We start from the raw sequence: 13,771 nt of genomic DNA, 5'->3' as shown, positions 1-13,771 counted from the left end.
AGGAGTGAGTTAACAATATCTGCTCCCCATTGAATGTGAACCGTCCACAATAAAGTCATTAAATAGACTATACAAATCAATTCTAACTGGGGATATTTAGAATGAAATTAAAAAGCAATGCGCTTCAACAGGCCATCAAATTTGCTCTAGCAACAACAGCCGCAGGCTTATTTGTTTCTGGTTCAGCAATTGCTCAAGAAGAGCAAACCGAAGTTAAAGTTAACAAAAATGTAGAAAAAATTGCCGTAGTAGGTACGCGCTCTGCGCCTCGTTCTATTGGTGACTCTCCTGTACCTATCGATATTATTGGTGGTGAAGAGCTAAGTAAATCAGGTAACACTGATATGCTAGAGCTATTAAAAGGGGCTATTCCTTCTTTAAACGTACACTCAATGCCAATCAGTGATGCTGCTTCATTAGTGCGCCCTGCAAACTTACGCGGACTACCTTCAGATAGCACACTAATTTTACTTAACGGTAAACGTCGTCACCGTGCTTCAGTTATCGCCTTTTTAGGTGGTGGTATTAACGATGGTGCGCAAGGTGCTGATATTTCAGTAATTCCAAGTATTGCACTGAAACAAGTAGAAGTACTTCGTGATGGTGCCGCTGCACAATATGGTTCTGATGCGATTGCTGGGGTTTTAAACTTCCAACTTAAAGATGCCTCTGAAGGCGGATCTTTCGAAGTTCGCAAAGGCGAATATTATGAGGGCGACGGTGATACAACTCAAATTTCAGGTAATGTGGGCTTACCATTTACCGATAGCGGTTTTGCTAATTTAAGCTTTCAGTACAAAACAGCCGACGCAACCAGCCGCTCAGTACAAAGAGCTGATGCTACCGCACTTGATGCCGCTGGCGTACCAAACATTGCCCCGATAACCCAAGTATGGGGTGCACCTGAGGTCGATGACGACATCTCAATCTTTGGTAATGTTGGTTTAGAACTTACTAACGACTCACAATTTTACATGTTTGGTAACTACTCAGAGCGTGATGTACGCGGTGGTTTTTATTACCGTAACCCACATACTCGCCCTGGTGCATACTCAAATGATGGTGGCGAAACACTGCTTGTTGGTGATTTAACCGGTGATATGAGCGGTAACTGTCCAACAATCATGATTGATGACAACGTTCTTGATAACCCTGACTACATTAATGGTGTAGCAAATAACCCTGATTGTTTCGCATTTAACGAAATGCTTCCGGGCGGTTTTACACCAAACTTTGGTGGTAATATTACAGATACGTCACTTACTATCGGTACTAAAGGTGAGTTTACTGGCGGCTTTTTAGAAGGCGCTTATTATGATCTAAGTGGTACGGTAGGGTATAACGAATCTCGCTACTTTATATACGACACAATCAATGCTTCACTGGGTCCAGATAGCCCGCGTGATTTTAGCCCAGGTAAATATGAACAATTAGAGAAAAACTTTAATTTTGATATTTCAAAAGGGTTTGACTTTGATTTAGCTTACGATGTAAACATTGCCGGTGGTTTAGAATGGCATGAAGAAACCTTTACCGTAGTGGCAGGTGATGAGGCTTCGTTTATTGCAGGTCCATTAACTGATCAAGGTTTTGGTATAGGTTCTAACGGTTTCCCTGGATTTAAACCATCAGATGCAGGCGAATATGACCGTCGTAACTATGCAGCTTACATTGATATTGAAGCGCCATTTACTGAAGAGTTCTTAATGGGCTTAGCGCTTCGCTACGAAGATTACGATACCTTTGGTTCAACCACTAACTATAAGTTAATGGGTCAATACCACCTTACTGAAGATCTAAATATTCGTGGCTCTATCAGCACCGGTTTCCGTGCGCCTACCGTTGGCCAAGCGAATGTTAGTAACGTACAAACTAACTTAAGCAGTGGTGTACTAGTAGATTCGGCTTTGTTACCACCTACAAACCCTATTGCTATTCAACTAGGTGGTACTGAACTTGAGCCTGAAGAATCACAAAGCTACACCTTTGGTGCGGTGTATACTATTGGCGATTTATTCTTAACGGTTGATTACTACAACATCCAAGTAGATGACCGTATTAGCCAATCAGATAAAATTGAACTTAGCCAAGCAGATAAAGACACGCTTGAAGCTGCGGGCGTACCTAACGTACAAAACCTTGCGCAAGTTAGTTTCTTTACTAATGACTTTGACACCACTACACAAGGTGTTGATTTAGTTGCTAACTACTCAGCTGAATTGTTCAGTGGTAGCTCTACATTTAGCTTAGCGTACAACTGGAATGAAACAGAAGTAACACGCTCAAGTGATATAACGGGTGCATTTAAAGTAAGCCGTCTTGAAAATGACTTACCTAATCACCGTGCAACACTGAGCTGGGCACAACAATGGGAAAGCTTTTCAGCATTTTCTCGCCTTAACTACTTTGGTGAGTACCAAGGCGTTCACGTAGATTATGATGAAACAGCTAAAATGGCTGACGCAGCAGTCACGTTAGATGTAGAAGTAACCTACTTCATGAATGACTCAATTAGCTTCTCATTGGGTGCACAAAACCTACTGGATCAAGAAGCAGAGAAACTTGATTTCACAGTGACACCAAATAACAACTGGGGTGGTAAGTACTACGAAACATCTCCATACGGAATTAATGGTGGCTTTTACTACGCTAAAGCAACCTATACTTTCTAACATGTGTTAATGATAATCAAAGGCGAAATGTGTAATGCATTTCGCCTTTTTATTGCCCTTTATAAACCTATTTAAAATGACTTTTACACTCGCATTTTTTGTGGCTTTGGGGTTATAGTAAATAAAAAGAATATTAGTTGTATTATGCTACTAAAAAAAGCGGACCAGTTATTATCACAAAACAAGCTCAGAGAGGCTGAGTTTCATTACAAAATGCTATTACAAGCAGAGCCTGATAATGGTGACGCCCTGTTTGGCTTAGGTAAAGTAGCACTGCGTTTAGAACAATTTGATGCCGCTGTTTATATACTACAACGAGCGTGTCAGCATCTCCCTTATGCATTAGAACCTTTGTATGCACTAAGTGATGCATTTAATGCGGTCAACTCTCCTGAAGATGCGCAAAAAGTACTCGAATACGCAACAAGTATTGCCGCAGACAACCCAGACACTCATTATTATTTAGCCCAGCACTATTTAACCTTTGGCGAGCTTGATAAAGCGCAGGCCACGTTTGAGGAAGCATTAAAGCTTGGAATAGCACCAGTTACAGCTTATGTTTTATTTGAATTGGTACAATTAGGGCGCTTTAATAAAGCAAATAATTACATCGATCAATTACACCACTTTTTAACGCAAACAAATAACCTACGCTTAAAAATGGTCTGCTACTATGCTTTAGCTAAAAGTTACGACAAATTAGACAATACTGATCAAGCGTTTAACTATTTTGTGATTGCCAATCAGCAACAACACAAACTCAGTGAATTTAATACTGAAGATTTAATTGAGTTTTATGATCAACTTATTGAATATAATAATGAAAGTGTGTTCAATTTAGCAAACCTAAATAAGCAGTATCCTGTTACGCCCGTGTTTATTATTGGTATGCCACGAAGCGGCTCAACCTTACTGGAGCAGATGTTAGCAGGACACAGTCAATGGGCAACGCTTGGAGAAGACACCAGTATTAGTAATAAGGTAGTCGCTTTTTTAGAACATAAAACAGGGTTACGCTACCCTCAATGCTTAACTAAGCTAACAACGCCTTTAATTAACCAAGCCAGAGCTATATATTTAGATACCTTAAGTTCTTCTGGGAGCAATTGCGCATTTGTGATCAATAAACTGCCTAGCAACTACCAAAACTTAGGGTTAATTTATATTTTATTCCCAGATGCTAAGTTTATTAACCTGACCCGCAACTTTAACGCAACCGCATTTTCAGTGTTTACTAATTACTTTGCTGAAAACGAACCCTATTTTTGTGATTTAAATGAATTTACTTTGTACCATCAGCTTTATGAAAAACTGATGAGCCATTGGCAGCAATTTAACCGCTTAGCTATTTATAATTTAAGTTATGAGCAGTTAATTGAAAACCCTAAAGATCAATTAACCGCACTATTGAGTTTTACTGGCTGTGAATTTGAACATACTTGTTTAGACTTTTACAAAAATAAAAGCGCCGTTACAACGCTCAGTAAACATGCCATCAGGCAGCCTGTAAATAACAAAAACCTTGATAAATGGCAGCGTTATGAAGCCCCTTTACTTAGTTTGCTCTCGTTGCCTCAAACCAATTAAGCACATCCATAAACTGTTCTTGGCGTGCCTGTGGGTGAGTAAGCATATTAATATGGTCGTAATCTACTTTGTGCCCAAAGCGGCGGCCATATATTTGCATTTTTTGCACCCCAGTACCTGACTCATCAATAAACTTTTGAATATCGATAGGCTGTGCCAATGCTTTATCTTTTACTGCCGCAATATGTAACGTTGGAGGAAGCGTGAGATTTGCTAATGTTTTAGCGTAATCAAAGCCATCATCACTGTCTATCCACGGATTTTTCTTAGCCCATTGCATACTTTGATAATGCGACTTTTGAGTTTCATCATCACTGCCCCACTTTAAGCGTTTTGCTGGTAAATAACCGTGTTTTTTCGCTAATATTGGCGCCATAAAATACCAAATTAAATTGGCCTGAAATAACTTTTTAGGGTGGTTATTAAATAGCGAACGCTTTGAACCAAAATAGGCACACGCTTTTACATCGTTTATCAGCTCAGGGAAGCGAGCAAACACGCTATTAAGCAACACCCCACCCCAAGAATGAGCAACTAAAAAGTCAGGTTTTTTACTCTCTAACTGTTCAATTTTTTCAATAAATGCCGGAATATCTTCAACAATCGCCTCAGTTTGTCCATACCGTGCTTGCTTACAAATAGCAGGTTTACTTTCACCACGCCCGCGTAAATCAGCTACGTAGCAACAATACCCTTGTTCAGCTAAAAAAGGCGCTAACCCTTTATTGCTATGAGTGTAAAATATTTTGCCATTTTCTACCGCACCATGAATTAATAACACCACAGGCCCACTTGGCTGCTGGTTGGCGATACGGCGCAAATGCAGTGTTTGATGGTCACCTAATTTAATAAAAACAGACTCTTGAGTAACTGCCAAAGCGAATTCCTTATAATTGCTAACAACTCATCCTACCAGTAATATCTGGTAAGCCAAAGGGAAAATTATGCACTTTTTCTGTCTGTATTTGTTACTATTAGCTTTTATTCCTGTTGTTAAAAAGCCTCATGAAAGCAAAATCAGCTCGCTCTAAATTACACCCGCGCAATCAACATAAAAATGGTTACGATTTTAATTTGCTTACCTCGCAAACCCCTTCGTTAACTGCTTTTTTAATTACGACGCCAGCAGGCAATCAAAGTATTGATTTTAGTAATAACTTAGCTGTAAAAACCTTGAATCAGGCGCTATTAAAAAGTCATTACAATATTAACTTTTGGGACATTCCTGAGCACAACTTATGCCCACCTATTCCAGGTAGAGTTGACTATATTCATTACTTAGCTGACTTACTCAGCGAAGATAATCAGCAAGTTATTCCCACTGGCCGACAAATTAAAGTGCTTGATATAGGCACTGGCGCTAACTTAGTTTACCCGCTAACGGGCAATAGCGAATACCAATGGCACTTTACTGGCAGCGACATAGACTCTGCAGCAATAAAAATAGCCAAGCAGCTCGCTCAGTTCAATAATCTAAAAATAACGCTTAAACAACAAAAAAATCCCGAGCATATTTTTAAAGGGGTGATTAATGCGAAAGATTTGTATCATTTAACGATGTGTAACCCGCCATTTCACGCCAGTGCAGAAGAAGCCAGTAAAGGCAGTGAACGTAAATGGAAAAACTTAGGCAAAGCGCCTTCGCAAGCACTTAATTTTGGCGGACAAAGTAATGAGCTGTGGTGTGAAGGTGGTGAATTAGCATTCATTTCTAACATGATCAAAGAAAGCAGGGATCACAGTGACCAAGTAATTTGGTTTACCTCGTTGGTTTCTAAAAAAGAAACTCTAGCAGCCTTAGAAGCACAGCTAAAACAACAGCCTATTAGTGAGTTTAAAATTGTTGAAATGGCACAAGGGCAAAAAGTCAGTCGCTTTATTGCATGGAGCTATTTTGATAAAGCCACCCGAGAACAAATTTGTGAAGAATTAGTATAAAGTCACTTAAGGACACCCCATGATAGATTTTCGCTCAGACACAGTGACCAAGCCTTGCAATAAAATGCGAGATATTATGTATCATGCCCCCGTCGGCGACGACGTTTATGGCGATGATGAAAGTGTAAACCAATTAGAAGCTTATGCTCGATTACGTTTTAATGTGCAAGATGCACTTTTTTGTAGCTCAGGCACACAAACAAATCTGCTTGCATTAATGGCCCATTGTGAACGCGGCGACGAGTATATATGTGGCCAAAATGCTCATAACTACAAGTTTGAAGGCGGTGGCGCTGCCGTTTTAGGCTCTATTCAACCACAGCCTATTGAAAATGAAGGCGATGGTAGCTTGTGTTTTACTAAAATTGCTGCTGCAATAAAACCCGATGATAGCCACTTTGCGAAAACGCGATTACTGAGCCTTGAAAACACCATAGGTGGCAAAGTACTGGGTATTGATTATTTAATTAAAGCACGTGAATTTGTTGATCAACATAACTTAGCACTGCATTTAGATGGCGCGCGAGCATTTAATGCCGCAGCCGAGCTTAACCTTGATATTAGTGATATCACCAAACATTTTGATTCAGTCTCTATTTGTTTATCGAAAGGCTTAGGTGCGCCAGTTGGCTCATTATTATTAGGTTCTGAGCAGTTAATCGCTAAAGCAAGACGCTGGCGTAAAGTGCTTGGCGGCGGTATGCGCCAAGCCGGTATATTAGCTGCTGCGGGGCAATATGCCTTAGAAAATAACACGCAACGTTTAGTCGATGACCACGCTAACGCGCGTTATTTAGCAAAACAGTTAAATAACGTGGCAGGCTTTAACGTAAATATGAGTAATACCACAAATATGGTTTACGCTACGCTTGATAACAGCATAAACATCACAAAACTAGCAGCCGATTTAAAAGCACAGGGCATTGTGTTTAGCCCAAGTAAGCAACTTAGGCTAGTAACCCATTTAGGTATTACCAAAGCGGATATAGATACCTTTATAAAAGCCTTAACGGCCCATATTTAACGCGGCTTTATAATGTTTGCGGCACACCGATTCATAACGGTCGTTGCCGCCAATTTCTACTTGGTTGCCATCGGCAATAGCCTCGCCATTTTCATCGGTACGTAATACGTGATTTGCTTTACGCCCACAATGACACACCGTTTTAAGTTCTATTAACTTATCAGCCCAAGCAAGTAAATATTGCGAGCCGCTAAATAACTCACCTCTAAAGTCGTTTCTTAAGCCGTAACACAATACAGGAATACCTAACTCATCGACTACATCGGTTAACTGCATAACTTGATCTTTAGATAAAAACTGACATTCATCCACGAGTACACAATGGCGTTTTTTATCACTATTGAGCGATTTAATTAGCTCGTATACGTCTTTATCCGCATCATAAATATGTGCATCTGCTTGAAGGCCTATACGTGAGGATACTTTGCCCACTCCTGCTCTATCGTCAATGGCAGCGGTGAGGATCACCGGCTCCATACCGCGCTCTTTATAATTAAACGCTGATTGTAATAAAGTGGTTGATTTACCTGCATTCATTGCAGAGTAGTAAAAGTATAATTGCGCCATGGCCGTGCCTTCAAATAAAAAGTGCGCTTATGCTACCCTAAAGTGCTGAGAATACAAATTTGGAAACGCTATTTTATTTATTTTGCTTCATGTTCTAGTAACCATTGCTTACGCTCTAAACCACCGGCATAGCCTGTAAGCTTATTATTTGCGCCAATGATGCGGTGACACGGCACAATAATACTAATTGGATTTTTACCATTTGCAGCCCCTACCGCCCTCACTGCTTTAGGGTTATTTAATTGTATGGCTATGTCTTTATAGGTTGCCACTGTAGCAAACGGTACGCTTTGTAATGCCTGCCATACGCTTTGCTGAAATGGTGTGCCGCCAGTATCAAGCTCTAAGTCAAACTCGGTACGCGAATGAGCAAAGTACTCATTAAGCTGCGCCATACAAGATAAAACATGTGAATTAGTCACCTTATTTAAAGGCGTACTGATATAACTGGTCGGTGGATAAAACCCCACATAACTAATACCTTTTTCAGTTGCCTGAATAATAATATCGTCAATCGGGCTGGGTAAACTGGTTTGCACTATCATAATTGCTGCCAAAGTTGAAAAGTTAAGTAAGATCGAAATGGTGCACAGTTCGCAGATTCAAAAGAGCTTGCTGCCGCTTGTGCCTTTTTAACGCCTAAATCGCCATCGAGTAAAATATCGGGCTGGCTTTGGCCGCGTAACTTTGCATAATTAACCGTCCATGGGCCAATCCCTTTTAAACTAAGCCATTGATCTAAGTCATCAAAATCGGGATTCACGGCACAAAATTCAGCGAGGATATGCAGGGCATTTTTACGCGCCTGTGGCATTTTAAAGAATGCAAAATCACTGTGTGCTAACACTTCAGGCTCAGGAAAATAGACCTGCTGGTGTTGCTTTTCACCAAGCTGTGTTACTAAATTAGTCACTAGGTTGTGCGCGGCCGCTACACTGACTTGTTGCCCAAGTACAGCCCTGACTCCCGCCTCAAAACTTGACCAAATACCCGGTAACCTTAAGCCTTTAGTAAATGGAAATGCATTATTAATGTGTTCGCTTAAATGCGCCTCAATTAAATAAGTATCTGCATCTAAATCAAGTACACGGCGAATGTTGTTAATAACTGGCTGTAAATATTGCGTATTATCTATATCAATTTGCACCCGAAAATGATGTCTATCTGCAACAAACTCAGCATCAAAGCGCCCTTTACACGATTTATAAGTAAAAGTACGCCCATAACTGGTTGGCGTTAACCACTCTATTGGCTGAATTAATCGTTTTGCTAAAAACCCATGCAATGCCTGCCAGTTATACGGCGGACGAAAAGGCAAAATTAAGGTGAGCCCAATATCAGCTGGGTGCTTGGCGGTTCTGAGCGCTGAGGGCGCAATATTAAGTTGTTTTAAAAAAGCATCATTAAAACGCCGAACACTTTTAAAGCCTGAGGCAAACGCTATCTCGGTAAGCGGTAAGCTAGTTTCTTGAATTAATTTTTTTGCAAAATGACATTGGTTAAACAATCGATATTGCGTGATCGAAATGCCAAAATATTGAGAAAATAATCGCCTTAAATAACGGCTGCTTATTCCTAAACGCGTGGCGAGCTTTTCGCAGTCGTGCTGATTATCCTGATCAATTAATTGCTTGGCTCGTAGAGCCGTTGTTTTTGTTCCCTGCCAAGCCGCACTTCCTGGTGCACTATCGGGCCGACAACGAATACAAGGCCTGAAACCAGCCTGCGCGGCAGAGTGCGCAAACTGATAGTAAACCACATTTTTTTCGTGAGCTGTGGGCGCAGGGCAAATTGGCCTGCAATAAATACCGGTACTTTTAACAGCTACATAAAAAAGCCCATCGAAACGCGCATCACGACTTTGACGTGCTTTTTGCCAGTGCTGATCACCCATAAAATGCTCTTGTAAATTAGGTAGCGCTTAGCTTAGCAAAAACTAAGCGTATTACTGGCCATATTCGGCACTAATCTTTATTTGCAAAATCAATTAATGCCTGACCCGTTAAACGATATATAATCCATTCATTTTGTGGCTCAGCGCCCATACTATTATAAAAATCAATCGCGGGTTTATTCCAATCAAGTACCACCCATTCAAAGCGGCCACAGTCTTTATTGATTGCTCTGTTTGCCAGTTCTTTCATAATGGCTTTACCAGCCCCATTTCCGCGGCTATCAGGGCTCACGTATAAATCTTCTAGGTAAAGACCATTTTTACCTAACCAAGTCGAGTAATTGTAAAAATACACGGCAAAACCAATTGGCTCATCATCTTGTAAACATATTAAACTGTGCGCCGTTGCGCCTTCACAAAACAGGGTGTTTAAAATGGCTTGCTCATCGGTTTTAACTGCATCAGGTTCTTTTTCGTAAATAGCAAGCTCATTGATAAAGTGTAGAATTGTTTTTGCATCACTTGGCTTTGCATCGCGAATTTCTATTGCTGTGTTCATTGTTATTGACCCTTAAAAAACTACTTTTATGCCTGGTAAGCATCTAATTTAATATAAAAAGTGCTTAACTAATTATGATAATTTAAGCCATTAATACATTTATTTATACCCTAGCATATCGTTTTATATTCAATAAGTAACGTTCATGAGCTTATTTCAATTTATTCATTAGGGCATTAAAAAAACAAATTAAAACAACGCTTTTATATATGGCAAAAAGTTGTCATTATGAGTACACAGTAAAGCAATGAGGAAGTTTAACTAAAATGGGTCATGGTCATTCACACAGTCACGTTGATGATAACCAAAGTGATAAACAGCTCACTCTTGCCGTATTTATAAATGTTTTACTGACTGCAGTGCAAGTTGTTGGCGGCGTATTTTCCGGCAGTCTTTCATTAATTGCAGATGCATTACATAACCTAAGTGATGCGGCCTCAATTTTTATTGCCCTCGTTGCTCGAAAAATTGGCAATAAGCAAGCTGATACAACCCACCATTTTGGCTACAAACGTGCAGAAATTCTAGCAACTCTTTTTAATAGCACCACGTTAATAGTCATCGGTGGTTATTTAATTTTTGAGGCCATAAGTAGTTATTTAAACCCTCAACCTATCAATGGCTGGATCATTGTGTGGGTTGCTGCAGTAGCGCTATTCATTGATTTAGTCACTGCATTATTAACCTTTAAAGCCGGCGCTAAAAACAACATGAATATAAAGGCGGCGTTTATTCATAATGTGTCTGATGCCATGGCCTCTATTGTGGTTATTATTGCCGGTACTTTAATTATTTTATACCAGTGGTATGTAGTTGATTTAATAGCGACGATATTGATATCACTGTATGTTATTTATCACGGCGTATTATTACTTAAAGCCAGCTGCAGCATTTTAATGCAGGCAGCCCCCATTGGTTTTGACCAGCAACTTATCAGTAAAAAGTTACTGCAACAGTTTGCCATTACTCAAATAAAATCAATAAAAGCATGGCAACTCGACGATAACACCACACACTGTGAAATTGTGATGCAAACAGATACCCTTATTGAGCTTAACGCCATTAAACATTATTTACATGATGAATTTGCAATTGAGCACTGTGTAATCGAGTGTTACTAATCACTGTTTTCAATAACCAAAATGATTACATTAAAGCTCTAAGTAGGTTTACTTATATATTAGATAGACTTCTCAGCGGTTTTTATTTAAACCGCTACAAAAATACGATAGATAAGTATTATCACAAATTAATTAAAGAGTACTGATAGTTGCTGCTGCAAGGGGCAGCATTAAGTTTTCAGCTTTATCTGCTTTTTTCACGGATATTTTTGTAAACAATAAATGTCCACTTCCCTGCTCCTTAGCCTTTCTTACTTCATTAATTACAGAGCCGTGAGCTGGGTGCAAAGACATCCCCCCGCTACAATAGCAATAATTAGATTACGAGAGTGGCTACAAAATAAATTGAGTGAAAAAACTCAGTTGTGTAAATATTTCAGTTTTACTGTATTCATCCCAGAATTCGAAGTAATAAAGCGTAAAAGAACAACCTCAACACTTAAAATAGCTGCAATACTTTACTTAATAACCTTAGTAAGTATGCCTTTTTATGTTATAAAAAATGTAACTTGCTGATCTAAAATACAAATAACAACTTGTCCATTTGTCAGCCAGCAATGCAAACTTAAACGAGAATCAAACTCAATATTAACCATATGATTTATAAGTAAATTACTTGCAATTCTGTGCCTATATACTAGACTAGCCACAATTAGAATTTTTAGGATAAGCGCTATGAAAGGTAATCAAAAAGTAATCGACGCCTTCAATACATTGTTAGCTAACGAATTAGCTGCTATTGACCAGTATTTTATTCATTCTCGTATGTACGACGATTGGGGCTTAAACAAACTTTATGAGCGTCTTAACCATGAAATGGAAGAAGAAAAAGATCACGCTGATTGGTTAATTAAACGTATTCTTTTTTTAGAAGGCGTACCAAACATGACCAAACGTCGTGACCTCTTAATTGGTAGCGATGTAAAAAGCATGATGCAAAACGACTTAACCTTAGAACTTGAAGTGGTTGAGTGTGTTAAAGAAGTTATTGCTATCTGTGAACAACAGCAAGATTATCAATCACGTGAAATTCTAGAAAAACTATTATTTGATACCGAAGAAGATCACGTCTACTGGTTAGAGCAACAATTGGGTCTGATTGACAAAATTGGCACTCAAAATTACCACCAAGCTCAAATGGGCGAATAAGGACTTACATTATGAAAGGCGATAAAGACGTTATTGCAGCGCTAAATAAAGTACTTGCTAATGAGCTCGTGGGTATTAACCAATACTTTTTACATGCACGTATGTTTAAAGATTTTGGTTTTAGTAAACTGGACAAAGCTGATTACAAAGTATCGATACAAAAAATGAAAAATGCTGATCGTTTAATTGAGCGTATTTTATTTTTAGAAGGCTTACCAAACCTTCAAGATTTAGGACGTTTACGTATAGGCGAAAACAGCGAAGAAATGATTGCCGCTAACATGAGCTTTGAGCTTGATACCTTAGACGAGCTGCGTACTGCGATTAAACTAGCTGAAAGTAAAAAAGATTACATTAGCCGTGAAGCGCTCGATAACATTTTAAATGAGCAAGAAGAGCAAATTGATTGGCTCGAAACACAGCAACTGCTGATCAAAAACACTGGGCTTGAAAACTACTTACAATCACAACTGTAAGTTAAAGTTATAAATATAAAAAAAGCAGCTAAGGCTGCTTTTTTTATGTTTAATTTTTAAATGTTAAACCAATTCGTTTAGATAGGGGCAATTACATAGATTACTGTTAAGCCACTTGATCGGTTATATCTGCAATTTGAATCAGTTTACGATTGAGGATCTTTTTAGTACAGCCACAACACTTACCGCATTGGCTGCCTACTTTAAGCTCTTTAGTTAGCTCGCGCATGGTAGTAGCACCATCGTCGATGGTTTGCTCAATTTTTTTATCGGTCACACCGTGACAAAGACAAATATACATGAATACAAACAACTCTTACTTTCATTTAGTAGGTTTATACTAATCTAAACGAAAATAGTTATCAATTGGTTTTTTATAAAAATTGATTTTTTTGCATTTTTTTTTGGCCAGCGCCACTTAAATTGAGAATTCGCGGCAGCTTGAGAATTGTTTGAATTTCAATCGAAGTATGGCACTTAAATTGAGATTTAATAAATAAAATCCCACCTTGAATTTAAGTAGGTTTAGGTATAAATAGTTGAATGATTAAAATGAATTTCATTAAGCCTGAAGAAGCCTTAATGTATAAATATAGAATTAATGCGTAAGCTATTTCTGGTTTGTGCCCAGACTGTGTGAAAACTCTGATCACCTTTTGGTCTAAGTATGTTCTGCTTATGATCTATTAATCTATACATTTAGTTCACTTAATATACTGATATTTATATAATTAGACTATTGATTCAGTTGAGGGTTGAGGCAGTATGTCAAAGTTTATAAGCG

General features: G+C 38.9%; 14 protein-coding genes. 7 read left to right on the top strand and 7 right to left on the bottom strand.

Translation table 11 applies throughout. The features are described 5' to 3' along the window. The first annotated feature begins 101 nt into the window (after window positions 1-101). Both ND6B_RS02825 and ND6B_RS02830 read left to right on the top strand, forming a co-directional pair. Window positions 102-2,672: a TonB-dependent receptor plug domain-containing protein gene (locus ND6B_RS02825; protein ID WP_033104135.1), complete on the top strand. Its 2,571-nt coding sequence runs from the start codon at window positions 102-104 to the stop codon at window positions 2,670-2,672. A 144-nt stretch (window positions 2,673-2,816) separates the two neighbouring features. Next, window positions 2,817-4,259, top strand: coding sequence for a tetratricopeptide repeat-containing sulfotransferase family protein (locus ND6B_RS02830; protein ID WP_033104134.1), 1,443 nt, complete (start codon window positions 2,817-2,819; stop codon window positions 4,257-4,259). Here ND6B_RS02830 and ND6B_RS02835 read toward each other — a convergent pair. Continuing rightward, window positions 4,228-5,136 carry an alpha/beta fold hydrolase gene (locus ND6B_RS02835; RefSeq protein ID WP_033104133.1) on the bottom strand — a complete coding sequence of 303 codons (909 nt, stop codon included), beginning with the start codon at window positions 5,134-5,136 and terminating at the stop codon, window positions 4,228-4,230. The genes ND6B_RS02830 and ND6B_RS02835 overlap by 32 nt on opposite strands. 128 nt (window positions 5,137-5,264) lie before the next feature. Between ND6B_RS02835 and rlmF the strand changes: the two genes are divergently transcribed. After that, window positions 5,265-6,197, top strand: a complete 933-nt coding sequence (gene rlmF / locus ND6B_RS02840; RefSeq protein WP_033104132.1) for a 23S rRNA (adenine(1618)-N(6))-methyltransferase RlmF — start codon at window positions 5,265-5,267, stop codon at window positions 6,195-6,197. A gap of 19 nt (window positions 6,198-6,216) precedes the next feature. After that, window positions 6,217-7,221, top strand: coding sequence for a low-specificity L-threonine aldolase (gene ltaE / locus ND6B_RS02845; RefSeq protein WP_033104131.1), 1,005 nt, complete (start codon window positions 6,217-6,219; stop codon window positions 7,219-7,221). On the opposite strand, the gene ND6B_RS02850 is transcribed toward ltaE, so the two are convergent. The 4 genes from ND6B_RS02850 to ND6B_RS02865 form a co-directional block, all read right to left on the bottom strand. After that, a complete protein-coding gene (locus tag ND6B_RS02850; RefSeq protein WP_008112278.1) occupies window positions 7,204-7,788 on the bottom strand; it encodes a thymidine kinase in 585 nt (194 codons plus the stop codon). The two genes, ltaE and ND6B_RS02850, sit on opposite strands and share 18 nt — an antisense overlap. A gap of 77 nt (window positions 7,789-7,865) precedes the next feature. Then, the gene (locus tag ND6B_RS02855) at window positions 7,866-8,333 is read right to left on the bottom strand and encodes a methylated-DNA--[protein]-cysteine S-methyltransferase (RefSeq protein ID WP_033104130.1); all 468 of its coding nucleotides are present in this window, start codon (window positions 8,331-8,333) and stop codon (window positions 7,866-7,868) included. Continuing rightward, the gene (locus tag ND6B_RS02860) at window positions 8,330-9,682 is read right to left on the bottom strand and encodes a DNA-3-methyladenine glycosylase 2 family protein (RefSeq protein WP_033104129.1); all 1,353 of its coding nucleotides are present in this window, start codon (window positions 9,680-9,682) and stop codon (window positions 8,330-8,332) included. The genes ND6B_RS02855 and ND6B_RS02860 overlap by 4 nt, the downstream gene beginning before the upstream one ends. Window positions 9,683-9,752: 70 nt before the next feature. Next, window positions 9,753-10,241: a GNAT family N-acetyltransferase gene (locus ND6B_RS02865; protein ID WP_016899173.1), complete on the bottom strand. Its 489-nt coding sequence runs from the start codon at window positions 10,239-10,241 to the stop codon at window positions 9,753-9,755. Window positions 10,242-10,507: 266 nt separating this feature from the next. On the opposite strand from ND6B_RS02865, the gene ND6B_RS02870 reads away from it, so the two are divergent. Beyond that, entirely contained in the window at window positions 10,508-11,362 is an 855-nt protein-coding gene (locus tag ND6B_RS02870; protein ID WP_013463109.1) for a cation diffusion facilitator family transporter, read from the top strand. A 132-nt stretch (window positions 11,363-11,494) separates the two neighbouring features. Here ND6B_RS02870 and ND6B_RS20315 read toward each other — a convergent pair whose 3' ends face one another. Beyond that, the gene (locus ND6B_RS20315; protein WP_200882094.1) at window positions 11,495-11,656 is read right to left on the bottom strand and encodes a hypothetical protein; all 162 of its coding nucleotides are present in this window, start codon (window positions 11,654-11,656) and stop codon (window positions 11,495-11,497) included. Window positions 11,657-12,037: 381 nt separating this feature from the next. On the opposite strand from ND6B_RS20315, the gene bfr (ND6B_RS02875) reads away from it, so the two are divergent. Continuing rightward, window positions 12,038-12,511 (top strand): bacterioferritin, encoded by a 474-nt coding sequence (gene bfr, locus ND6B_RS02875; RefSeq protein ID WP_024602407.1) that lies wholly within the window; start codon window positions 12,038-12,040, stop codon window positions 12,509-12,511. 11 nt (window positions 12,512-12,522) lie between these two features. Then, window positions 12,523-12,987: a bacterioferritin gene (gene bfr, locus ND6B_RS02880; RefSeq protein ID WP_033104128.1), complete on the top strand. Its 465-nt coding sequence runs from the start codon at window positions 12,523-12,525 to the stop codon at window positions 12,985-12,987. A 106-nt stretch (window positions 12,988-13,093) separates the two neighbouring features. Here bfr (ND6B_RS02880) and ND6B_RS02885 read toward each other — a convergent pair whose 3' ends face one another. Beyond that, entirely contained in the window at window positions 13,094-13,288 is a 195-nt protein-coding gene (locus ND6B_RS02885; RefSeq protein ID WP_011329912.1) for a (2Fe-2S)-binding protein, read from the bottom strand. Window positions 13,289-13,771 lie beyond the last annotated feature (483 nt).

It is taken from the genome of Pseudoalteromonas sp. ND6B (assembly GCF_000764215.1).
Taxonomy (GTDB): Bacteria; Pseudomonadota; Gammaproteobacteria; order Enterobacterales; family Alteromonadaceae; genus Pseudoalteromonas; species Pseudoalteromonas tetraodonis.
This window is presented reverse-complemented; position numbering and strand designations above follow the sequence as displayed.